Consider the following 22,060-nt stretch of genomic DNA (forward strand, 5'->3'; position numbering starts at 1 on the left):
CGGGCGGGCCGGCTCCCTCCCGCCCCTTCTACACCCCGCCGCAATCGACGAATCCCGAGGACGTCTTTCCATGATCCAGCGTTCGTTCCTGACCCTCGCCGTCGCGCTCGCGGTCCCCGTCGCGGCGGCGGCCGTCGGCGAGGGGGCCGACCCGGCCGCCGCGCCGGACGCGGCCAAGCTCGAGTTCTTCGAGAAGAAGATCCGTCCCCTGCTGGTCGACAACTGCTACAACTGCCACTCGGCGAACACCAAGGCGGCGAGCGGCCTGCGGGTCGACGACCGCAAGGGGCTGGTCGACGGCGGCGATCGCGGGGCGGCGGTCGTGCCGGGCAAGCCCGAGGAGAGCCTGCTGCTGCAGTCGGTCGGGCACCTCGACGACGCGCCCAAGATGCCGCCCAAGAAGAAGCTGGGCGACGAGCAGGTCGCCGACCTCGCGCGCTGGGTCGCCGAGGGCGCCGCCTGGCCGGTGGCCAAGGTCGCGGCCACCCAGATCACCGACGACGCGAAGTACGCCAGGCTCCGCGCCGAGCACTGGGCCTGGCAGCCGTTGAAGGCGGCCGCCGTCCCCGAGGTCCGCGACGCGTCGTGGCCTCGCGGCGACGTCGACCGTTTCATCCTCGCGAAGCTGGAAGGCGCGGGCCTCGCGCCGGTGGGCGACGCCGACCGCACGGCGCTGATCCGCCGCGCGACGTTCGACCTGACGGGCCTGCCGCCGACGCCCGAGGAGACCTCGGCGTTCGTCGCCGACGAGGCGGCCGACGCGTTCGCGAAGGTCGTCGACCGCCTGCTCGCCTCGCCGGCCTTCGGCGAGCGCTGGGGCCGCCACTGGCTGGACGTCGCCCGCTACGCCGACTCGACCGGGGGGTCGCGGAACGTCCCTTACCCCCACGCCTGGCGGTATCGCGACTACGTCGTCGACGCCTTCAACCGCGACAAGCCGTTCGACCGGTTCGTCCGCGAGCAGGTCGCCGGCGACCTGCTGCCGGCCGCCTCGCAGGCCGAGAAGGACGAGCACGCCGTCGCGACCGGCTTCCTGGCGATCGGCCAGAAGGACGTGAACCAGCGGTTCAAGGTCCGGTTCGTGATGGACAACGTCGACGAGCAGATCGACGCCGTCAGCCGCGGGATCCTCGGCGTCACCGCGAGCTGCGCCCGCTGCCACGACCACAAGTTCGACCCGATCCCGACCAAGGACTACTACGCCCTGGCCGGCGTCTTCCGCAGCACCGACCTCTGCGCCGGGGTCCGCAACAAGATGGGCGGCGGCGGGCTCGACTACTACGACAACGCGATGCTCGTCGTCCTGGGCGAGGCCGCCGCGAAGAAGGACGACCCCGCGCTGACGGCGAAGATCGCCGCGGCGACGAAGGCGTACGAAGAAGCCCGCGCCGAGTTCCAGAAGATCCGCGGCACGCCCGAGGGGCTGAAGGTCCAGGCCAACGGCCGCCCCTATCAGTTCCAGTTCCGCATGAAGATGAACCAGCGCCAGAACGAGCTGCTGGAGCTGACCGACCCGGCGGTCACGGGCCAGGTCGCCCTGGGCGTCCGCGACGCCAAGGAGATCGCCGACACCGAGGTCCGGATCCGCGGCGAGGCCGAGAAGCTCGGCCCGGTCGTCCCCCGCGGGTTCCTGAGCGCCGTGCCCGTGAAGGCCCCGGAGGTCCCCTCGAACCAGAGCGGCCGGCTGGAGCTGGCGCGGTGGCTCACCGACCCCGCGAACCCGCTCACGTCGCGGGTCTTCGCCAACCGCGCGTGGCGGCACCTGTTCGGCCGGGGGATCGTCAAGACGGTCGACAACTTCGGCCTCAACGGCGACGCGCCGTCGCACCCCGAGCTGCTCGACCACCTGGCGGCGAAGTTCGTCGCCGACGGCTGGTCGGTCAAGAAGCTGGTGCGCAGCCTCGTCCTGACGCGGGCCTACGCCCTGTCGTCCGAGACGCGGGACGCGAACGTCCAGGCCGACCCGGCGAACCGCCTGGTCTGGCGGCACTCGCCGCGGCGGCTGACCGGCGAGGAGATCCGCGACGCGACGCTCGCCGCCGCCGGCTCGCTCGACCCGTCGCGGCCCCCGGCGTCGCCGACGAAGGCCCTCAAGGTGGTCGAGCTGCCCAACAACAGCCCGCTCGCCCGGGGGATCCTCGACCAGGCCCTCGCCAGCCCCCACCGCAGCGTGTACCTGCCGCTGCTCCGCGGCCTGACGCCGACCTCGCTGGAGGTCTTCGACTTCGCCGAGCAGGGGAACGTCACGGGCGACCGCGAGACGACCACGGTCGCGACCCAGGCGCTCTACTTCCTGAACGACCCGCTGGTCCGCCGCCAGTCGCTCCGCCTGGCCGAACGCCTGCTCGCCCGCGCCGAGCTGGACGACGCCGGCCGCCTCGACCTGGCCTACCGCCTGGCGCTGGGCCGCTCGCCCACCGCCGCCGAGTCCGACCGCGGCCGGGCCTTCCTCGCCGAGTACGAGTCGGCGGCCGCCGCCCAGCCGGAGCCGGAGCCCGAACCGACCCCGACGCCCGCGCCCGCGCCGGCCGTCGCGGCCGCCGACGGGGCCCCCAAGCCCCCGGCGCAGGTCATCGACCCCGACCAGGTCATCCCCGTCGACGCCCCCGTGAAGGAGGAAGCCATCCGCGCCTCCTCCCCCCGCGCCGCCGCCTGGGCCGGATTCTGCCAGGCCCTGATCGGCTCGGCGGAGTTCCGCTACGTGCGATAGGCCGCGCCGCGAGGCCGGCCCTCAGAGCATTCATAAAGCCACACTAAACCATACATCGATTTCAAGGATCAGAACACATGCCCCGATTCCCCGACCTCCCCATCGTCGACGGCCTCTCGCGTCGGCAGGTCCTCAAGAGCGCCGGGACCGGTTTCGGGCTGCTGGCCCTGGCCGGGATGCTCGGCGAGGGCGCGGGCCGGGCCCTGGCGGCCGACGCGGCGGCCCCCGGGCCGCTCGCGCCCAAGGTCCCGCACTTCCCGACGAAGGCCAAGCGGATCATCTTCCTGTTCATGAACGGGGCGATGTCGCAGATGGACACGTTCGACTACAAGCCCCAGCTCCAGAAGGACGACGGCAAGGTCGGCCCCGGGGGCGGCGCGCTGACGGCGTCCAAGTTCAAGTTCGCTCAGCACGGCGAGACGGGGACGTGGGTCTCCGAGCTGTATCCCAACGTCGCGCGGCACGTCGACAAGCTCTGCTTCATCCGGGGCCTGCACACCGACACCCCCGCGCACCCCGAGGCCGTCATCCAGCTCCACACGGGCGCGGCCCTGGCGTCGCTGACGCGGCCCTCGCTCGGCGCCTGGCTGATGTACGGCCTGGGGACGGAGAACCAGGACGTCCCGGGCTACGTCACGATCAACCCGCCGGCGAACTTCGGCGGCGCGGTGAACTACGGCAGCGCCTTCCTGCCGGCCCACTTCCAGGGGACCCGGATCAGCGACGTCGGCTACCTGCCGAACATCAAGGCCCACGCGGCCTCGCCGCTCCAGCGCCGGCAGATCGACCTGGTGCAGGCGATGAACCGGGACCTCGGCGCCGCGCCGGGCGCGCCCGACCAGCTCGACGGCGTCATCGCCTCGTACGAGCTGGCGTTCAAGATGCAGGGGAAGGTGCCCGAGCTGCTCGACATCTCGAAGGAGCCGCCGGCGGTGCTCGACGCCTACGGCGTGAAGCCGGGCCCGGCCGGCAGCTTCGCCCGCCAGTGCCTCATGGCCCGCCGGCTCAACGAGGCCGGCGTGCGGTTCGTGGAGATCGCCCAGCCGGGCTGGGACCACCACACCAACCTGCACAACGGCCTGATCAACAACGCCAGGGCCACCGACCAGTCCACCGCCGCCCTGCTGGCCGACCTGGAGCGGCGCGGGCTGCTGGAGGAGACGCTCGTCCTCTTCGGCAGCGAGTTCGGCCGCCAGCCGACGAGCCAGGGGGCCGACGGCCGCGACCACAACATCACCGGCTACCCGATGTGGCTGGCCGGCGCGGGGGTCAAAAAAGGCTTCTCCTACGGCGCGACCGACGAGTACGGCCTCAACGCCGTCGAGGGCCGGATGCACACCAACGACCTGCACGCCACGCTGCTGGCCCTGATGGGCCTCGACCACACCCGGCTCACCTACCGCTACGCCGGCCGCGACTTCCGCCTCACCGACGTCGCGGGCGAGGTCGTCACCGACGTCTTCGCCTGATCGGCGGAGCGGCCGACGCCTCCTCCCGCCCGGGGGGACGCGTCGGCCCGTCCGATCACACGTGCATCACGAGGCGGATCTCGTCGATCATGAGGTCTTCGCGCGGGTAGCGCGCCAGGAGCTCGGCGGGGGGCTCGTAGGAGGGGTGGTTGCACCGGGTCTCCTCGTGGTCGATCACGAAGCCGGCGACCCGGAGGTGCTCCTTCAGCTGGTTGGCCGTGAGGCCGTTGAGGCTGTCGAGGCAGCCGTAGAGGCTGTCGCGGTAGGCCTCGGCCGAATTCCCCTGGAAGACGTCGGTCCGCCCCTCGTCGACCTCGGCCTTCAGCACGGCGTCCTGCACGCGCCGGAAGAGCTGCTCGCGGTTGAGCTTCAGGTGCACCCAGGGCTCGTCGACGACGTTCCACAGGTGGTTGCCGTGGGCCGAGTAGTAGAGCGGGGTGATGATCAGGAAGAAGGCCCCGCCCGGCCGCAGGACGCGGCGAATCTCCCGGAGCGCGCGGGGCGTGTCGGCGACGTGCTCGAAGGCCGACCAGGCGTAGGCGGCGTCGAAGCGGCCGTCGGGAAAGGGGAGCGGCTCGTCGGGCTCGACCAGCCGCAGGTCGACCCGCGGGACCGAATGGCCGGGGCCGAAGACGGAGTCGAGCTGCTCGTTCAGGCGCCAGAACGTGGGGACGATGTCGATGCCCGTGACCTCGCGGCAGAGCGTCGCCAGCCCGCTGGCCATCACGCCCTCGCCGCAGCCGAAGTCGAGGATCGACGCCATGTCGATGGGGGCCACCCGCTCCAGATACGCGGCGGCCACCCGGGGGGCCCACATGTAATGCGTGTAGAACCACCGGTCGCGCGCTTCGAGCCCTTGCACGAATTCCGGATCCCTGGCCAGGTCCACGGCCGGCCGCCCCGCGGAGGAACGGACATCCGGTTCTGCAAGAAGGCTGCCCGCTGTCGCCATGGCCAAATCTCCCTGATCGGCGCCGAGGGATCGTCCCGCCCGGGGGGCCGTACCTTCGGCCCCGCCCGGCATGGGATCCCGGCCCACCCGGCCGAGTCGTCGCCCCGGGACGAGCCCCAGGACACCTGATAAAATCGGCACGACCGATACGGGAATCCACTTTATTCGCTCGAACGGGCCGACCGGTCCGACGACCTGGTCACGGCCGGGCGGGACCCGCCAGCTTGAGGGCCTCGGGGGCGACGGCGGCTCCGGCCGTCGGCAGTTCCATCACCTCGCGCAGCTCGGCCCCTTCGTTACGGGTCGCGCCGCCGGTGACGAGCGTGAACCGACCGTCTTTGGCGAAGGCGTCGATGTTCATGACGGGGTTGCGGTCGGCGGTGAACCGGGCCCTCGTCAGCGGAACGGCCGCGCCGGAGGTCGTCCGCAGCCAGGCGTCGGCGAACTCGGCGCGGCGGGCGTGGGTCGTGGAGTCCCGGTCGCGCCGGAAGTCCTCGATGAACGCGTAATAGCCGCCCAGGTCCTTGCCGCCGGTGACGGTGGAGAACGTCACGAGCTTCCTCCAACCCTTCTCCTCGGGGACGAAGAACCAGCCGGTGTACTCGGTCCGCTGACCGTCGACGCGGGACGAGACCATCAGCTTGTAGGTTTCGTCGAGCTTCCAGTCGTAGTCGTAGAACGACTGCCCGCCGCTCCCCTCGCCGCCGAACCGCTTCACCCGGGTCTTCTCGTCCTTGTCGACCAGCCTGGTGCGGGCCTCCGCCTTCTGGGCGTTCGGGTCGTCGCTCTCCGAGTCCCAGACCGAGAAGATCAGGAGCTTCTTGCCGTTCCCCAGCTCCTGGAGGCCGAAGTAGCCCTTGTCCCAGCCGCAGACCATGAAGTACGTGCCGACGGCCGACTCGCGGATCGTGATCTCGTTGTAGAAGGCCGTCCCCGCCTCGCCCGGGTATCCGAGGTGGACCGACCGGCAGGCGATGTCCTTGAGCTTCTCGTCGGCCCCCGCCCCCGCCCCGGCCGCCATTGCGATCGTCGCCAGCCCCGCGACCAGCGCCGCCCGAAACCCGTCCTTCGTCATCGCGATTCTCCGTAAAACATCGGCAGATCATCGCGCGGGGAGCAGGGCCGTGACCGGCCCCGTCAGCCGCTCGGCGATCCGCGCATTGGCGCGTTCGGTGGTGTGGCAGTAGTCGATGAAGACCAGCTCCGGGGCGTCCCGGAAGATCGCGCTCAGGTCGAGGAAGTCGGCCCGCGTCCTGAGCGCGTCGCGCCGGCCGATCTCGGCGGCGACCTTGGCGAAGAGGGGCGCGAGCCAGGCGTACTTCGCGGCCTCCTCGCGCTCGAAGGGGGTGGGAGCGGCCCTGTCGAAGACGACCGGCTGCCAGGCGAAGAGGGCGCGGAAGCCATAACGCGCGGCGAGGGCGTCGACGAGGTCGAGGTTGGCCTGGTAGGCGTCGACGACGCCGCGGGCGAGCGCGTCGAGGTCGGCGGCCGGGGGGGCTGGGTAGGCCGACTCGGGCGAGCCCAGGAAACGCCGGCCGAGGGACTTCGCCAGCCGTTGCAGGGCCGACTCGGCGGCGACCCGGCCGGCGATCGCCGCCGCCATCCGCCCGGGGGACTGGAGCAGGTTGAACTCGCGGACGCGGTTGCGCTCGTTGGTCGTCAGCCCGGCCTTCCCCTCCAGCAGGGCCGAGGCCGTGTCGTTGACGCCGTCGTAGAAGAGGACGACGTCGGGTCGGTAGCCGGCCTGCAGCTCGCGCGCCAGGGCGATCGTCTCCTGGGTGCTGACGTGGCCGATCTCGGCGAGGTTGCGCACCTCGGCGACGACGCCCCGCTCGTCGAGGAAGCGGGCCAGCAGCGAGGGGATCGTCTCGTCGTCGCGCGCGCCGAAGCCCCAGAGCGACGACCCGCCCAGCACGAGGATCTTGATCGCCGTCCCCCGCCCCGCCGGCGGCCGCCACACGGCGCGTCGGCCCTGGTCGTCGATCGTGATCGTCCGACCCCGGAACGGCCGCTGGCGGAAGTAGACGTACGGCTCCCAGCGGTCGGAGAGGGCCTCCAGCTCGCGATAGTGGATCCTCGGCCAGGGCTCGTCGGCGTAGCCGTCGCGGACGACCCGCGGGTCGAGCGAGGGCGGCGCGGCGACCCGGTCCTTGAGGGCGAAGACGCCCCGCAGCCCCAGCTCCAGGGCGACGATCAGGCCCAGGCAAAGCCCGACGAGCAGCCAGCCGTCGCGGAGGATCTTGAGCGTGCGCCGGAGGTTCGCGACGAGGGGGCGGGTCATGGACGGGCTCGAAAGGCTTGTCGGAGGAAACCCCGGCGGGCTAACGTGTAGTGTCGTCGAACGGCGACGTTCCGTCCACCCTCCGCCCGGCCCGTCGAGCGACCCCGCCGATGCCAGACGCCCCCGCCGATCCCAGCCTCCGCGGCCTGCGCTGCGCCGTCATCGGCGCGACCTCGGGCATCGGCCGCGCCACGGCGAAGGCCCTCGCCCGCGCGGGGGCCGACGTGATCGTCCACGGCCGCAGGCTGGACGCGGCCGTCCGCGTCGTGCAGGAGATCGAGGGCCGGGGCGTCCGCGTGGCCTCGATCCTGGCCGACCTCCGCTCCCGCGAGCAGGGGGACCGGCTGGTCGCCCACGCCTGGAAGCTCTGGGACGGCCTCGACGCCTGGATCCACTTCGCCGGCGCCGACGTCCTGACCGGCGACGACGCGGACCTCCCCTTCGACGCCAAGCTCGACCTGCTGTGGGAGGTCGACGTCGTCGCCGCGATCCGCCTGTGCCGCGACGTCGGCCGGCGGATGGTCGCCGAGGGGGGCGGCTCGATCGTCACGATGGGCTGGGACCAGGCCGAGACGGGCATGGAGGGAGACTCGGGCGAGATGTTCGGCGCGGTCAAGGGGGCCGTCGCGGCGTTCACCCGGAGCCTCGCCCTGAGCCTCGCCCCGAGCGTCCGCGTCAACGCCGTCGCCCCCGGCTGGATCCAGACCGCCTGGGGCGAGACCGCCCCCCGGGAGTGGCAGGACCGCGTCCTCCGCGAGACCCCCCTGAAACGCTGGGGCCGCCCCGAAGACGTCGCCGACGTCGCCGCCTTCCTCGTCGGCCCCGCCGCCGGCTTCCTCACGGGCCAGGTCCTGCGGGTGAACGGCGGGTCGGTGCGGTGAGGTCCGGAACCATAACGGCCTTCCCCCCTCGCGGGGAAAGGTGGCCCGAAGGGCCGGATGAGGGGGAGACGAGCACGAGGACCGATGGAGTTCAACCGGGATAGGCGGCGATTCATGGACGCCGAGGCAGACGACGAGCCGGATCCGTCCATCTCGCTCGATCGAGCCAGGGAGCTGCGTCGCAACATGACCGGGCCCGAGCGTACGCTCTGGCGGGAACTTCGCCGGCTCGGGATGAAATTTCGTCGTCAGGTGCCGATGGGGCCGTTCTACGTCGACTTCTACGAACCCGCCCGCAGGCTTGTCATCGAACTCGACGGCGACAGCCACGTCGGCCGGGCCGACTATGACCTCGCCCGCCAGGAATGGCTGGGGGCTCGACACGTTTGCATCTTCCGCGTGTCCAACGATGATGTGATCCAGGACGTCGCGACGGTGGTCGAGGCGATCATCGCATTCGGTCGCCGGTCGAGCGACAAACCTGGCTGAACCGAGCGTCCGGAGGCTCTCCGGCGCAGGAGCGAAACCCGACGGCCCGTCGCTCCCCCCCTCATCCGGCCCTACGGGCCACCTTCCCCCGCGGGGGGGGAAAGGGCGTTTTGGACGGACTACGATCATTGTGAACGACTCTCCCAGCCCCACGCGCGTCCTCTTCGTCACCGGCCGGCTCGCGGAGTTCGCGCTGCGGCAGGTGCTCGACGACCTCGCGCCGCGCGCGGGGATCGAGGCCGAGGTGGCGGTGCTGCCGATCACCGTCGCCGCGCTGATGACGCCGGCGTGGATCGCGAAGCGGCTGGAGCCGCCGCCGGGGGTCGCGCGGATCATCCTCCCGGGGTATTGCCGGGGGGACCTGGCGGCGATCGAGGCGAAGGCGCCGGGCGTGCCGGTCGAGGTCGGCCCGGAAGACCTCCGCGACCTGCCGCGCTGGTTCGGCCACGAGCGGGCCGGCGGGCGTCCCGACGACTACGGCGCGTACGACGTCGCGATCCTCGCCGAGATCAACCTCGCCCCCCGCCTGCCCCGCGCCGAGCTGCTGCGCCAGGCCCGCGACTTCGCCGCGCAGGGGGCCGACCTGATCGACCTGGGCTGCGAGCCGGGCGTCTGCTGGGCCGAGGTCGGCGACGCCGTCCGCGCGCTCCGGGACGAGGGCCTGCGGGTCTCGATCGACAGCTTCGATCCGGACGAGGTCGCGCGGGCCGTCGCGGCCGGCGCCGAGCTGGTGCTGAGCGTCAACGCCGGCAACCGCGACGCGGCGAAGGGCTGGGGCGCCGAGGTCGTCGTCCTCCCCGACCAGCCGGGGACGCTCGAAGGGCTCGACGCCACGGTCGAGGCCCTCGACGCGGCCGGCGTCCGCTTCCGGATCGACCCGATTTTGGAGCCCATCGGCTTCGGCTTCGCGGCCTCGCTCGGCCGCTACCTGGAGGTCCGCCGCCGCTATCCCGACGCCGCGATGATGATGGGCGTGGGCAACCTCACCGAGCTGACCGACGTCGACTCGGCGGGCGTCAACACGCTCCTGATGGGCTTCTGCCAGGAGCAGCGGATCCACAGCGTTTTGACCACGGCCGTCATCAACTGGGCCCGATCGTCGGTCCGCGAGCTGGACCTGGCGCGGCGGCTGGTCCGACACGCCGTCGTCAACCGGGTCCTCCCCAAGCGCGTCGAGCCCGGCCTGGTCATGCTCCGCGACCCCAAGCTCGCCCGCTTCGGGCCCGAGAACCTCGCCGAACTCCAGCGCCGGATCCGCGACCCCAACTGGCGGATCTTCGCCGAGGACGGGCTCGTCTACGCGCTCAACGGAGCCCACCTGCTGAGCGGCCCCGACCCCTTCGTCCTGTTCGACCGGATGGGCGTCGCCGACGCCTCGCACGCCTTCTATCTGGGCTACGAGATGATGAAGGCGAGAACCGCCTTGACGCTGGGCAAGGCCTATCGCCAGGATCAATCGCTGTCGTGGGGCTTCCTCACCGAGCCGGAGACGAGCCACCGCCTGCGGCGCGGACGGGTGGGCGGCGAGGCCCCCGCGGGGGGGGCGGCCCCCCCCGCCGACCCGACGCCCGAGGAGGACGACCGCGCGTGATCCTCGAAGGCCTCGTCACCACCCTGAGCCCCGAGGGCGAGCTGAACATCGCGCCCATGGGCCCCAAGATCCCCGCCGACCTGAGCATGGCCACGTTCGTCCTCCGCCCCTACCGGACGTCGACGACCTACCGCAACCTCAAGGCCGGCGGCGCGGGGGTCTTCCACGTCACCGACGACGTCCGCCTCCTGGCCCGGACCGCGATCGGGGCCCCGCTCGACCCGCCCCCGGCCACCCTGCCGGCGCGGGCCGTCGCCGGGCGGGTGCTCGCCGACGCCTGCCGCTACTACGAGTTCCGCCCCATCGTCGTCGACGACATCGACGAGCGGACGACCGTCCTTGTGGAGACCGTCGCCGAGGGCCGGATCCGCGACTTCCTCGGCTTCAACCGCGCCCGCCACGCCGTCGTCGAGGCCGCGATCCTCGCCACGCGGACCGCGTTCCTCCCCCTGGCGGAGATCCTCGACGAGTTCCAGAAGCTCTCGATCCTCGTCGACAAGACCGGCGGCCCGGCCGAGCATGAGGCGTTCGACCTGCTCCACGAGCACGTCCGCCGGTCGGCGCGCCCGCCGCTCGAATCGAGGGCGTCCATCCCATGACGCGGCTGCGAATCCGGACCGCGAGCCGGCTCCATTTCGGGCTCCTGGGCTGGGGCCCCCACGTCCGCCGCCAGTTCGGCGGCGTCGGCCTGATGGTCGAGGAACCGGGCCTCGAGCTGGCCGCCGAGCCCGCCGAACGATTCCACGCCGCCGGCCCGCTGGCCCCGCGCGTGGCCGCCCTGCTCGACCGCATCCCCGACCGTTGGACCGGGCCGACGCCGGTCCGCCCCGTGCGGATCGAGGTCGTCCGCGCCCCCGAGGAGCACGCCGGCCTGGGCGTCGGCACCCAGCTCAGCCTGGCCGTCGCGAGGCTGGTCCTGGCGGCGTCGGGCGTCGAGGAGCCGACGCTGGATCAGCTCGCCAGGCTCTCCGAGCGCGGCCGGCGCTCGGGCGTCGGCCTCCACGGCTTCCTCCACGGCGGCCTGATCGTCGACGGCGGCCACGCGACGCCCGGCGACGTCCCGCCGATGGTCTCGCGGCTCGACTTCCCCGAGGACTGGTCGATCCTGATCGTCCGCCCCCCCGCCCCGTCGGGCCGCCACGGCGGCGACGAGGCCGCCGCCTTCGCCGGCCTGCCGCCGGTCCCCGAGCGCACCTCCGAACGGCTCTGCCGGCTCGTCCTGCTCGACCTCCTGAGCGCCGCGGCCGGCCGCGACCTGGACGCCTTCGGCGCGGCCCTCGGCGAGATCCAGCGCGAGGTCGGCGCGGCCTTCGCCCCCGCCCAGGGGGGCGTCTACGCCGGCCCGGAGTCCGAGTCCCTCGTCGCCGAGCTAGGCCGCCTCGGCCTGGTCGGCGCCGGCCAGAGTTCCTGGGGCCCGTCGCTCTACGCCTTCGGCACGCCGTCCGACGACCAGAAGCGGGCCCTGACCGCCCGCCTCCGGGATCGCCACGACCTCGGCCCGCGCGACGTCTTCTGGACCCGCGCCCGCAACCGGGGCGCGGGCCTCGCGACGGCCGCGACGCCCGGCCCGGCCTGAGCGCGGGCCGAATTTTCGCGTGACCATTCCGCGGCCGGCCGATACGATCGGGACGTGATTCGTCGCGGCCCGCCGTCGACGTTTCCGTCGTATTCTCGACCCATTCGCACCACCCGAAGGGATTCCCGCAAGATGCTCAAGCTCGCCCGAACGACGGCCCTGGCCCTGCTGGCCGGCCTGTCCGCCCTCCCCGCCGCCCGCGCCGAGGGCCTCGGCGTCGGCGACGCCGCCCCGAAGCTCGAAGTCAAGGAATTCGTCAAGGGAGAGCCGATCAAAGCCCTCGAGCCCGGCAAGCTCTACGTCGTCGAGTTCTGGGCCACCTGGTGCGGCCCCTGCATCGCCACCATCCCCCACCTCACCGAGCTGCAGAAGAAGCACCCCGAGGTGACGTTCATCGGCGTCAGCATCCTGGAGGACGACCAGTCCGGGATCAAGCCGTTCGTCGAGAAGATGGGCGAGAAGATGGACTACCGCGTCGCCATGGACGCCGTCCCCGAGAAGGCCGACTCCGACCAGGGCGCGATGGCCAAGAACTGGATGAAGGCCGCCGACCAGAACGGCATCCCCACCGCCTTCATCGTGAACAAGGACCTCAAGGTCGTCTGGATCGGCCATCCCGGCGAGATCGACGAGCCCCTGGAGAAGGTCGTCAACGGCTCGTGGGACCTGAACACCGCCGTCGACGAGGCGAAGAAGGCCAAGGAAGAACAGGCCAAGCGCGGGCAGCTCCAGGCCAAGCTCCAGAAGGCCATGCAGTCCGAAGACCCCAAGGTGATCATCGATACGATCGACGAGATCATCAAGGAAATCCCCAGCGCGGAGAAGAGCCTCACGGCCATGAAGTTCAACGCGCTCGTCCAGTCGGGCGACGAGGACAAGGCCCTCGCGCTGGGCAAGACCCTGATGGACGGCGACGCCGGCAAGGAGGCCCAGGGCCTCAACTTCATCGCCTGGGCCATCGTCGACCCCGAGGTCAAGAAGAAGCCGGGCGCCAAGCTCGTCGCCCTGGCCCTCGAGGCCGCCAAGAAGGGCGACGAGCTGGAGAGCGGCAAGAGCCCGTTCCTGGCCGACACCCTCGCCAAGGCCTATTTCGACTCGGGCGACGCCCCCAAGGCCCTCGAAACCCAGAAGCGCGCCGTCGAGCTCGCCAAGGGCACCGAGCTCGAAGACGATTCGAGCCTGAAGGATCGCCTCGAACAGTACCAGAAAGCCGTCGGCGAGAAGAAGGACGGCGAGAAGAAGGACTGACCCCGGCCCGCGTCCCCTTTCATCCGGCCCTGACGGCTTCCCACCCTCGCGAGGGAAGCGTCCGCCAGGGCCGGACGAGGGGAGCGATCGAGCCGGCGAACCCTTAGGCTCGAAACCGCCTCCTCCGCCTCAGGGCGTCGCCGCGACGCGATTGCGGGCGAAATACGACTTCAACAGCAGGCAGCGATCGGTGGGCGACGGGCTCGGCTTCGCGTCGTCGGGGTCCGAGCCGTGCTCGAAGCTCCAGCTGTTCCACTCGCGATAGGCGTGGTAGGCCCAGTCCCAACCGTACTCTTCCATGACGTCGATCACGTCGCGGAGGTAGTCGCGGGCGCTCGTGCCGGGGGCCCACCGGATCGCGCTGAACTCGCCGATGTAGATGGGGACGTTGAAGGTGCGTTCGAAGCGGCGGGCGGGTTCCAGGGCGAGCCGCACCGCATCCTTGTCCCACTTGCGGCCCGCGATGACGCCCGGATAGGTCAGCCCCTTGGGGTTGCCCTGCACCCCCTGGTGGGTGAATTGGTGCGGCAGGTACATGTGAACGCTGTAGACGACGCCTTCGATCCCGGGCAGCGGCTCGAAGTCGTCGATCGCCTCGGGGCCGCCCCAGGGCGCGGGCTCGACGACGATGGCCTTTCCGGCGTCGATCGCCCGGATCCGCTTCGCCGCCTCCAGGGCCATCTCCGGCCACGTCCGCACACCCTCCGGGAGCATCCCGAGGACGGGCTCGTTCAGCAGGTCGTAGCCCCACACCGCCGGGTCGTCGCGGAACCGCCGGACGATCCGCTCCCACACTTTCAGGAAATGCGTCTGGTGCTCGGCCTTGCGGAACATCGCATGGACGCTGGCGGAATCCCGGCCGCCCGGCGGCGTGTGGAGGTCGATCAGAACCGTGATCCCCTCCTGACGACAGACGGGTAGCAGCCGGGCGAGCCAGTCCAGCTCGCCGTCGAGCCACCGGTCGTACTCTTCGGCCGTTGCGTCGTCGGCCGGGCCGTTGGGGAAACCGCCCCAGAGCAGCTGCCAGCGCACGTGGTTGGCCCCCCAATCGCGCGCCAGGGTGCGCAGGTCGTCGGCGTCGACCGACGTGCCGATCATAACCCCGCGCAGGCGGCCGGGGCCGTGCCGCGGATCGGGACGCCCGACGGCCGCGACCCTGGCCGGCCGAGCCGGCTCGACGGTCACGCGGACGTCGTCGAACACCACGACCCCGGTCGTCTCCTCAAGCCCGAGCACCAGGTCCGCCGTCTTGACGTCGTCCGGAATCGCGCGGACGAACCCGACCCGGGCCCACTCGAACGAGCCGGAATCGACGGGCGCTTGCGGCCACTCCTCGGCTCCGCCGGCGAGATGCAGCATCACCTTGATCCCGTTCCAGCTCTTCGGCGGCCTGGCCACGCCCTCCGCGCGGACGAACGCCTCGACGCGGACTCGGACGCCCCGGAGCTTCTCGACCGGGAGCGTCCAAGCCACCGTCGTCGAGCCCGCGCCGCCGGAGGCCGGGCGTTCGACCCGCAGCCCCGTCGAGCCCGATCGACCCGCTCCCGGTTCGACCCGCACCCCAATTCGCGGAACCGAGGCCCCCGCCAGCGATCTCGGCTCATCAAACGAGCGGACGAAGGCGGCGCCGCCGTCGTCCAGGCTCTCCGCCCCCGCCGAACCGAGCACGATCAACGGCAAGAACGTCGCAAGCAGCGATCCATACATGGCAATGCGTCCCCGCTCCCCACGCCTCTCGTCTTCGTGGCGCAGGCCGCGGACCTCAAGCTATCACGTCCTTCGACCCGTCGTAAGCCGCGGGCCGGACCAGCCCGAATTCCACCCATGGCGCAGACATCCACGAAACAGACCTTTTCTCGATGCCATGAGGAGCTTGGAAGCTGGATTTGGAGGTCGTCTTCGAGGACGCCGCCGCGCGGGGAGGCCCGGGTCGCAAGGCTCGACGATCCGTCGGGGTGCGGCGGTGCGCGACGGCGTGAAAGGACGAGGTGCGCGCGCGGAAACACGCCGCACCCGGGGGGGTGCGGCGTGTTTCGGTGTGGGATCCCGGCGATGACCGACTTTCGCGCGATTGCACTATCATGGGCCCGGCGGGCTTAACGGCCGTGTTCGGGATGGGAACGGGTGTGGCCCCGCCGGTATGGTCGCCGGGAATTCGGCCGCCGGGGGGGTTCAACCCCGGCGGCCGCGATTCCTCGGTGGGTCGGTCGATACGTCTTGTCGCATACCCCACTCACCGTCCACGATTTCCGTTGGATCGGGAGATATCTGGCGAGGCCTTCTGGGAGCGGAGCAGGCTCGGGACCGTCTCGATCTGCGCCCGCCCTCGCGGGGGGGCCGGATCGGGGTGGTCAAGCCGCTCGGCTGTTAGGACCGGTCGGCTGAGGCGGTCGCCCGCCTTGCACTCCCGGCCTATCGACCTGGTCGTCTTCCAGGAGCCTATGCGGGATGAATCCCGCTGGAGACCTCATCTCGGGGGGGGCTTCGCGCTTAGATGCCTTCAGCGCTTATCCCGTCCCGACCTGGCTACCCGGCGATGCCCCGAGCGGGACAGCCGGCACACCAGAGGTCGGTCCTCCCCAATCCTCTCGTACTAGGGGAGAAGCCCCTCAAGTCTCCTACGCCCACGGCAGATAGGGACCGACCTGTCTCACGACGGTCTGAACCCAGCTCGCGTACCGCTTTCATTGGCGAACAGCCAAACCCTTGGGACCTTCTCCAGCCCCAGGATGCGATGAGCCGACATCGAGGTGCCAAACCTCCCCGCCGCTAGGGACGCTCGGGGGAGATCAGCCTGTTATCCCCGGAGTACCTTTTATCTGTTGAGCGACGGCCTTTCCATCCAGCACCGCCGGATCACTAACGCCGACTTTCGTCCCTGCTCGACCCATGGGTCTCGCAGTCAGGCGCCCTTATACGTTTGCGCTCGCGTTGCCCGATTGCCGACCGGGCCGAGGGCACCATGGCGCTCCTCCGTTACTCTTTGGGAGGAGACCGCCCCAGTCAAACTGCCCGATGAGCACGGTCCCGACGCGGGCTTCGCGCCGGTGAGGGCCAACGATCGTTCAGGGTGGTATTTCACCGATGGCTCGCCGACGGCTGGCGCCGCCGGGTCGAAGCCTCCCACCTATCCTACACAGAGCGAGCATTGGACCAGTGCCAACCTGCAGTAAAGGTTCACGGGGTCTTTCCGTCTAACCGCGGGTACGTGGCATCTTCACCACGACTACAGTTTCACCGGGTCCCTCGTGGAGACAGCGCACCAGTCGTTACGCCATTCATGCAGGTCGGAACTTACCCGACAAGGAATTTCGCTACCTTAGGACCGTCATAGTTACGGCCGCCGTTTATCGGGGCTTCGGTCGCCGGCTTCGCTTGCGCTGACTGGCTTCCTCAACCTACCGACACCGAGCAGGCGTCAGACTCTATACGTCTTCTTGCGAATTGGCAGAGTCCTGTGTTTTTGATAAACAGTCGCTAGTGCCGATTCTCTGCGGCTCCCCCGTCGCCGAGGGAGCGCCCCTTGTACCGAGGGTACGGGGCCATTTTGCCGAGTTCCTTCACGAGGGTTCTCCCGAACGCCTTCGGATGCTCACCTGGCACACCTGTGTCGGATTGCGGTACGGGCCGGCGGATCGTCCGAGGGGGGCTTTTCGCGGCCGGATTCTCTTGGGCTTCCAGATCGAATGCTGTCGGCCTTGCGGCACGGGGGCGTCTATCACCCCGACCCAAAAATCCTCCGGCGTCCTCCCCTCATCAACCTCCCCGCCGGGTGACGGAATATTAACCGTCTGCCCATCGACTACGCCCTTGGGCCTCGTCTTAGGACCCGACTGACCCTGGGCGGATTGACCTTCCCCAGGAAACCTTGTGCTTTCGGCGGACGGGCTTCCCACCCGTCTTGTCGTTACTCGTTCCGGCATGCGCACTCGGGACCGCTCCACCGCTCGTTACCCGTGCGGCTTCGATGCAGTCTCGACGCTCTCCTACCATTCTTGCGAATCCGCGACTGCGGCACGACGCTTAGTCCCCGTCATTTTCGGCGCGGGATGGCTCGACCGGTAAGCTGTTACGCACTTTTGAAATGGTGGCTGCTTCTAAGCCAACATCCCGGCTGTCACGGCGATCCCACTTCCTTTATCACTCAGCGTCGCTTTGGGGGCCTTGGTCGGCGGTCTGGGTTGTTTCCCTCTCGAGCGTGAAGCTTATCCCCCACGCTCTGACTCCCGGGGTCCGGCGCGCGGTATTCGGAGTTGGGTTCCGAAGGGTAGCCGGGGAGGCCCCCTGTCGGATTCCGTCGCTCTACCCCCGCGCGTTATGTCCCGAGGCTGGCCCTAAAGCCATTTCGGAGAGAACGAGCTATCTCCAGGTTTGATTAGACTTTCACTCCTCCCCACGGGTCGTCCCCCAGTTTTTCAACACTGGTGGGTTCGGTCCTCCACGGCCGGTTAGGGCCGCTTCAACCTGCCCATGGGTAGTTCACCTGGTTTCGCGTCTATCGCGCCCGACTGAGTCGCCCTGTTCAGACTCGGTTTCCCTGCGGCTCCCCCCCTGAAGGGGTTAACCTGGCCGGACACGATAACTCGCCGGATCATTATGCAAAAGGCACGCGGTCAGGCCGGCTTGCGCCAGAGCCCTCCCACCGCTTGTAGGCGCGGGGTTTCAGGTTCAGTGTCCTCCCCTCGTCGGGGTTCTTCCCACCGTTCGGTCGCCCTACTGGGTTCGCTATCGGTCGTCGTCGAGTACTTAGCCTTGCGGGATGGTCCCCGCGAATTCAGGCCGGGTTTCCCGTGCCCGACCCTACTTGGGCGACCGGATGAGGAACTTCCGCTGCACCTACGGGGCTGTCACCCGCTGCGGCGCGATTTTCCAAGCGGCTTCGGTTCGCTTCGGTTCCTCGTGATTCCGGGCCCGCGACCCCGGACGGTGACCCGTCCGGTTTGGGCTGATCCCCTTTCGCTCGCCGCTACTCAGGGAGTCTCGGTTGATTTCCTTTCCTCCGGGTACTGAGATGTTTCAGTTCCCCGGGTGTTCCTCGGGTATTCCGGGATCGAAGCTCGTGATGCAGCTCCCCCGGACTTATCGCAGCCTTCCACGCCCGATTCGCTGACGACGCCTAGGCATCCCCCCCGCGCCCTTAGGGGCTTGACCACGCCGATCGGGCCCCCGCGCCCTGGGAAGGACGCGGGCCTGCATCGGAGGGTCCCGCCGCTCTGCTTCGCTCTGCGATTCCTCGCCTAGCCGGACCCGTGGTTCGATCCCGCCGTCTCGCGACGCGGGGACCGGCACTGGGCCCAATCTTCCAGATCCAAAGGGTTCGTGTTGGTATTCGTCGCCGCATCGGCCGGAGCCTTTGCGGCGTGAAACTGTGTGTGGAGTATGCCACTCGCCTCTTCCGTCGTGGCCCGCCGCGATCCGTCCGAGGACGCATCATGACCGGGCCCCTCCGTCGAGGCTCGTGTCGAATCCCGACCCGTTCCAGAATCGCCTCGATCCCGAAGGATTTCGACGACCCCGACCGTGTCGGATTCGTGTATCGACCAACCACCGAATTGTCAAAGATCCGCGGCCCCGAGGGGCCGGACCCGGCGCCTGGCCGGGGGGCGAGGCCGTCTCAAATGGACGGCCCCGCCCCGCGCCCAGGGTGCGCGAGAGGCGAGGAGGCGGAGACGCCGCCCCGCCCGGGTTCGATCCCGGGCGGGGGGCGTCGCGTCTCGGTCGATCGTGGCCCGGCCCGCCGCGCGGGGCGGCGGGGACGGGGAGGCCGGGGGTCCGGCCGCGGCCGAAGGTGGCTACCTTAGCCGCGGCGGGCCCCGGATGCAAGCGGGAGGTGCGTTTCTTCTTCAAACCCTCGGGGGGAGCAGGCGTACGGGCGTCTCCTCGGGATCCGAGGCGGCGCCGACGAGCCGTGGGTCGCCCATGGTGAAGGCCTGGCGGCAATCCCCATGTGACGGCGTCCCCGGCTTGGTTTTCTAAGTATCCTTAGAAAGGAGGTGATCCAACCGCAGGTTCCCCTACGGTTACCTTGTTACGACTTAGTCCCCATCACGGGTTTCATCTTCGGCGCCTGCCTTTCGGCTCCGACGACTTCGGATGCCCCCCGCTTTGGTGGCTTGACGGGCGGTGTGTACAAGGCTCAGGAACACATTCACCGCGGCGATGCTGATCCGCGATTACTAGCGATTCCAGCTTCATGCGGGCGGGTTGCAGCCCGCAATCCGAACTGAGGGGCGGTTTTTGCGATTAGCTCGGCCTCGCGGCCTGGCGACGCTCTGTCCGCCCCATTGTAGCACGTGTGCAGCCCTGGGCATAAGGGCCATGATGACTTGACGTCGTCCCCGCCTTCCTCCGGCTTGACGCCGGCGGTCTGATCAGAGTCCCCGCCATGACGCGCTGGCAACTGATCACAGGGGTTTCGCTCGTTACGGGACTTAACCCAACACCTCACGGCACGAGCTGACGACAGCCATGCAGCACCTGCACGAGTTCCACCTTGCGGCGTCACCGACGTTTCCGCCGGCTAATCCTCGCATGTCAAGCCCAGGATAAGGTTTTTCGCGTAGCCTCGAATTAAGCCACATGCTCCACCGCTTGTGTGAGCCCCCGTCAATTCCTTTGAGTTTCAGCCTTGCGACCATACTCCCCAGGCGGAGCACTTCACGGTTTCCCTGCGGCAGGGAGCCCATCGGCGAGCCCCCTACCCAGTGCTCATCGTTTACGGCTAGGACTACCGGGGTATCTAATCCCGTTCGCTCCCCTAGCTTTCGCGTCTCAGCGTCAGCAGACGTCCAGGGACTCGCTTTCGCCACGGGCGTTCCTTCCGATCTCAACGCATTTCACCGCTCCACCGGAAGTTCCAGTCCCCCCTACGTCCCTCCAGGCCGGTCGTTTCGGGCCGCGTTCCCCGGTTGAGCCGGGGGATTTCAGGCGCCGACGCACCGACCCGCCTACACGCGCTTTAAGCCCAGTGATTCCGAATAACGTTCGCACGGTTCGTCTTACCGCGGCTGCTGGCACGAACTTAGCCCGTGCTTCCTCCAGGGATCGATCAAGCCCCTCGCGGGACCTTTCTCCCCCTCGACAGGAGTTTACAACCCGAAGGCCTTCGTCCTCCACGCGGCGTCGCTCGGTCAGGCTTGCGCCCATTGCCGAAGATTCTCGACTGCAGCCTCCCGTAGGAGTCTGGGCAGTGTCTCAGTCCCAGTGTGCCGGGCCGCGCTCGCACGCCCGGTAGGCATCGAAGGCTTGGTGGGCCGCTACCCCGCCAACGACCTAATACCACGACGGCCCGTCCCGAGGCGGACGGATCCATTTGGCGAAGCGTCGATGCCGACGCCCTCGCATCGCTGGGGATTACCCGCAGTTTCCCGCGGCTATACCCATCCTCGGGGTTGGTTGCCGTCGCCTTACTCACCCTTGCGCCACTGGCCCATTGCTGGGCCCGTTCGACTTGCATGCCTAATCCACGCCGCCAACGTTCATTCTGAGCCAGGATCAAACCCTTCACAATGGTCCTCGGGCCGGTAGCTCCTCCGAAGAGGCCTTCCCGTCCTCCGGTCCCCATCCTCGAAGAGGTCTGAGGAAAAAAACTGGTCGCGGCGGTCTCCGGCCCGTCGTCCCCGACCCGACCCCCGAAAGGATCGCGCCGTCGTCGCCGAGCCCTACCCGCCGCCGGTCCTTGCGGCCGCCCCGACGTCGCTTTTGCATGGGATCCAGGACCTGGACCCCGCGACGTCCCGATGGGGACGATCCCGCACGCCGGCTCCCCTCAAGGGTTCACCGTCCGCCGCGGCTCGACATCCCGGGCCTCGCGGCCCTTCGTCGCCCCCGGCGGATCACTACGCACCTTCTCACTCGCTCGCCGCTCGACCCCCGTCGCGTTGGCACGACGACGAAGGCCCCGCGGTCTTCTTCTCTTCCACGATCGACCGGATTGTCAAAGACGAGGCCGGCGCACCCGCCGTAGGAAACCCTACGCCGGATCCGCCCCGCGAGTTCACACGTTCTTCCGACGATTTCGGCCGACCCTGCCGCTCGTTGGCGACCAGGCCGGCCGTGTCGTAGTGACGACGTTTCGCTCGACAGGGGAGATCTTAAAGGCATCCCCCTCCGAGGTCAACAGGCTACCGAAGAATCGTCGCCCATCTTCTCGTAATCGAAATTCCATCAAGACTTTACATCCTCCGAAATTCTCGGCGAAGCTCCCTATCGAGGAGGCCCGATTACAGCGATTTCGCCGAAACGCCGGTCGAACGGCTGGGTGGATCTTCAAAACCTGGCTGGACGACTTGTAATCCAGGTGATCTACGTCCGATAAGCGAAGTTGGAGAAGCCAGGGAAAGGCAGAACAACCGAGGGAGCGGATCGACCATGGACGTCGGCACGGCCTTGATGCGCGGATGGCGATCGGTCGGACGCCGGAGGATGGTCGGCGGCGGGCGGAGCGGGCGGAAACGTCCCGAGACAACGGAGTGCCCCGCGATGATGACGGACGTGGACGAGGCGACTCGGACCGACTGGGTCCAGAGCGTGCTGTTCGATCGCGGCTACCTGTCACGGATCCGCGGCGAGGCGATCAAGGTCTACCTGGTGGTCATCGAGGCGGTGGGGGGCGAGCCCGACCGCAGCGTGACGATCAGCCTGAACCAGCTCACCGCTCGGACGCGGCTCTCCACGCCCACGGTGATCGACAGCCTGGTGCAGCTCGAGAAGCTGGGCCTGGTGGTGTCGACGACCGGCCCTCGCGGCAAGGTGAAGACGTATTACGTCGCCGACCCCCCGGCCCTCGAGGCGGATTGATCGGCCTGACGCGAGCCCATGCGCGGGCTCGGGCCGCTGGCGGTAGGGATGTTGTCAGAGCGAC

At 69.4% G+C, this 22,060-nt stretch carries 13 protein-coding genes and 3 rRNA genes; 9 read left to right on the forward strand and 7 right to left on the reverse strand.

Annotated elements, in window-relative coordinates; translation table 11 throughout:
• Nucleotides 1-70 precede the first annotated feature (70 nt).
• Together PZE19_RS13585 and PZE19_RS13590 are read left to right on the forward strand one after the other, a co-directional pair.
• Nucleotides 71-2,710 (forward strand): PSD1 and planctomycete cytochrome C domain-containing protein, encoded by a 2,640-nt coding sequence (locus tag PZE19_RS13585; RefSeq protein ID WP_277861167.1) that lies wholly within the window; start codon nucleotides 71-73, stop codon nucleotides 2,708-2,710.
• 77 nt (nucleotides 2,711-2,787) lie between these two features.
• On the forward strand, nucleotides 2,788-4,179 hold the full coding sequence (locus PZE19_RS13590; protein WP_277861168.1) for a DUF1501 domain-containing protein: 1,392 nt from the start codon (nucleotides 2,788-2,790) through the stop codon (nucleotides 4,177-4,179).
• Between the two features lie 55 nt (nucleotides 4,180-4,234).
• Here PZE19_RS13590 and PZE19_RS13595 read toward each other — a convergent pair whose 3' ends face one another.
• The 3 genes from PZE19_RS13595 to PZE19_RS13605 all read right to left on the reverse strand — a co-directional run bounded on the left by PZE19_RS13595 (nucleotide 4,235) and on the right by PZE19_RS13605 (nucleotide 7,412).
• Complete coding sequence (locus tag PZE19_RS13595) at nucleotides 4,235-5,041, reverse strand: class I SAM-dependent methyltransferase (protein ID WP_277861169.1); 807 nt, start codon at nucleotides 5,039-5,041, stop codon at nucleotides 4,235-4,237.
• A 289-nt stretch (nucleotides 5,042-5,330) separates the two neighbouring features.
• A complete protein-coding gene (locus PZE19_RS13600) occupies nucleotides 5,331-6,206 on the reverse strand; it encodes a DUF3472 domain-containing protein (RefSeq protein WP_277861170.1) in 876 nt (291 codons plus the stop codon).
• A 27-nt stretch (nucleotides 6,207-6,233) separates the two neighbouring features.
• Nucleotides 6,234-7,412, reverse strand: a complete 1,179-nt coding sequence (locus tag PZE19_RS13605; RefSeq protein ID WP_277861171.1) for an SGNH/GDSL hydrolase family protein — start codon at nucleotides 7,410-7,412, stop codon at nucleotides 6,234-6,236.
• A gap of 110 nt (nucleotides 7,413-7,522) precedes the next feature.
• On the opposite strand from PZE19_RS13605, the gene PZE19_RS13610 reads away from it, so the two are divergent.
• The 6 genes from PZE19_RS13610 to PZE19_RS13635 all read left to right on the forward strand — a co-directional run bounded on the left by PZE19_RS13610 (nucleotide 7,523) and on the right by PZE19_RS13635 (nucleotide 13,197).
• Entirely contained in the window at nucleotides 7,523-8,293 is a 771-nt protein-coding gene (locus PZE19_RS13610; RefSeq protein ID WP_277861172.1) for an SDR family NAD(P)-dependent oxidoreductase, read from the forward strand.
• A 114-nt stretch (nucleotides 8,294-8,407) separates the two neighbouring features.
• On the forward strand, nucleotides 8,408-8,782 hold the full coding sequence (locus tag PZE19_RS13615) for an endonuclease domain-containing protein (protein WP_277861173.1): 375 nt from the start codon (nucleotides 8,408-8,410) through the stop codon (nucleotides 8,780-8,782).
• Nucleotides 8,783-8,912: 130 nt separating this feature from the next.
• Complete coding sequence (locus tag PZE19_RS32970; protein WP_277861174.1) at nucleotides 8,913-10,373, forward strand: DUF6513 domain-containing protein; 1,461 nt, start codon at nucleotides 8,913-8,915, stop codon at nucleotides 10,371-10,373.
• Nucleotides 10,370-10,972, forward strand: coding sequence for a DUF447 domain-containing protein (locus tag PZE19_RS13625; RefSeq protein WP_277861175.1), 603 nt, complete (start codon nucleotides 10,370-10,372; stop codon nucleotides 10,970-10,972). The genes PZE19_RS32970 and PZE19_RS13625 overlap by 4 nt, the downstream gene beginning before the upstream one ends.
• Entirely contained in the window at nucleotides 10,969-11,949 is a 981-nt protein-coding gene (locus PZE19_RS13630; protein ID WP_277861176.1) for a beta-ribofuranosylaminobenzene 5'-phosphate synthase family protein, read from the forward strand. The genes PZE19_RS13625 and PZE19_RS13630 overlap by 4 nt, the downstream gene beginning before the upstream one ends.
• Before the next feature lie 132 nt (nucleotides 11,950-12,081).
• Nucleotides 12,082-13,197 carry a TlpA family protein disulfide reductase gene (locus tag PZE19_RS13635; protein ID WP_277861177.1) on the forward strand — a complete coding sequence of 372 codons (1,116 nt, stop codon included), beginning with the start codon at nucleotides 12,082-12,084 and terminating at the stop codon, nucleotides 13,195-13,197.
• Between the two features lie 129 nt (nucleotides 13,198-13,326).
• Here the strand turns inward: PZE19_RS13635 and PZE19_RS13640 are convergent, their stop codons facing one another.
• From PZE19_RS13640 to PZE19_RS13655, 4 genes are all read right to left on the reverse strand, one after another.
• The gene (locus PZE19_RS13640; RefSeq protein WP_277861178.1) at nucleotides 13,327-14,904 is read right to left on the reverse strand and encodes a glycoside hydrolase family 5 protein; all 1,578 of its coding nucleotides are present in this window, start codon (nucleotides 14,902-14,904) and stop codon (nucleotides 13,327-13,329) included.
• Nucleotides 14,905-15,241: 337 nt separating this feature from the next.
• Nucleotides 15,242-15,349: ribosomal RNA gene (rrf, locus tag PZE19_RS13645) — 5S ribosomal RNA — on the reverse strand.
• Nucleotides 15,350-15,544: 195 nt separating this feature from the next.
• Nucleotides 15,545-18,348, reverse strand: a 23S ribosomal RNA gene (locus PZE19_RS13650).
• 835 nt (nucleotides 18,349-19,183) lie between these two features.
• Nucleotides 19,184-20,707: ribosomal RNA gene (locus PZE19_RS13655) — 16S ribosomal RNA — on the reverse strand.
• Together the 16S, 23S and 5S rRNA genes form the textbook arrangement of a ribosomal RNA operon.
• Nucleotides 20,708-21,678: 971 nt before the next feature.
• On the opposite strand from PZE19_RS13655, the gene PZE19_RS13660 reads away from it, so the two are divergent.
• The gene (locus PZE19_RS13660) at nucleotides 21,679-21,996 is read left to right on the forward strand and encodes a helix-turn-helix domain-containing protein (protein ID WP_277861179.1); all 318 of its coding nucleotides are present in this window, start codon (nucleotides 21,679-21,681) and stop codon (nucleotides 21,994-21,996) included.
• Nucleotides 21,997-22,060: the final 64 nt, after the last annotated feature.

Source organism: Paludisphaera mucosa, assembly GCF_029589435.1.
Taxonomy (GTDB): domain Bacteria; phylum Planctomycetota; class Planctomycetia; order Isosphaerales; family Isosphaeraceae; genus Paludisphaera; species Paludisphaera mucosa.

What these genes read in the sequence shown, in the direction of transcription:
- PZE19_RS13585 (WP_277861167.1), top strand. Translation starts at nt 71, where the DNA reads ATGATCCAGCGTTCGTTCCTGACCCTCGCCGTCGCGCTCGCGGTCCCC.
- PZE19_RS13590 (WP_277861168.1), top strand. Translation starts at nt 2,788, where the DNA reads ATGCCCCGATTCCCCGACCTCCCCATCGTCGACGGCCTCTCGCGTCGG.
- PZE19_RS13600 (WP_277861170.1), bottom strand. Translation starts at nt 6,206, where the DNA reads ATGACGAAGGACGGGTTTCGGGCGGCGCTGGTCGCGGGGCTGGCGACG.
- PZE19_RS13605 (WP_277861171.1), bottom strand. Translation starts at nt 7,412, where the DNA reads ATGACCCGCCCCCTCGTCGCGAACCTCCGGCGCACGCTCAAGATCCTC.
- PZE19_RS13610 (WP_277861172.1), top strand. Translation starts at nt 7,523, where the DNA reads ATGCCAGACGCCCCCGCCGATCCCAGCCTCCGCGGCCTGCGCTGCGCC.
- PZE19_RS13615 (WP_277861173.1), top strand. Translation starts at nt 8,408, where the DNA reads ATGGACGCCGAGGCAGACGACGAGCCGGATCCGTCCATCTCGCTCGAT.
- PZE19_RS13630 (WP_277861176.1), top strand. Translation starts at nt 10,969, where the DNA reads ATGACGCGGCTGCGAATCCGGACCGCGAGCCGGCTCCATTTCGGGCTC.
- PZE19_RS13635 (WP_277861177.1), top strand. Translation starts at nt 12,082, where the DNA reads ATGCTCAAGCTCGCCCGAACGACGGCCCTGGCCCTGCTGGCCGGCCTG.
- PZE19_RS13640 (WP_277861178.1), bottom strand. Translation starts at nt 14,904, where the DNA reads ATGTATGGATCGCTGCTTGCGACGTTCTTGCCGTTGATCGTGCTCGGT.
- PZE19_RS13660 (WP_277861179.1), top strand. Translation starts at nt 21,679, where the DNA reads ATGATGACGGACGTGGACGAGGCGACTCGGACCGACTGGGTCCAGAGC.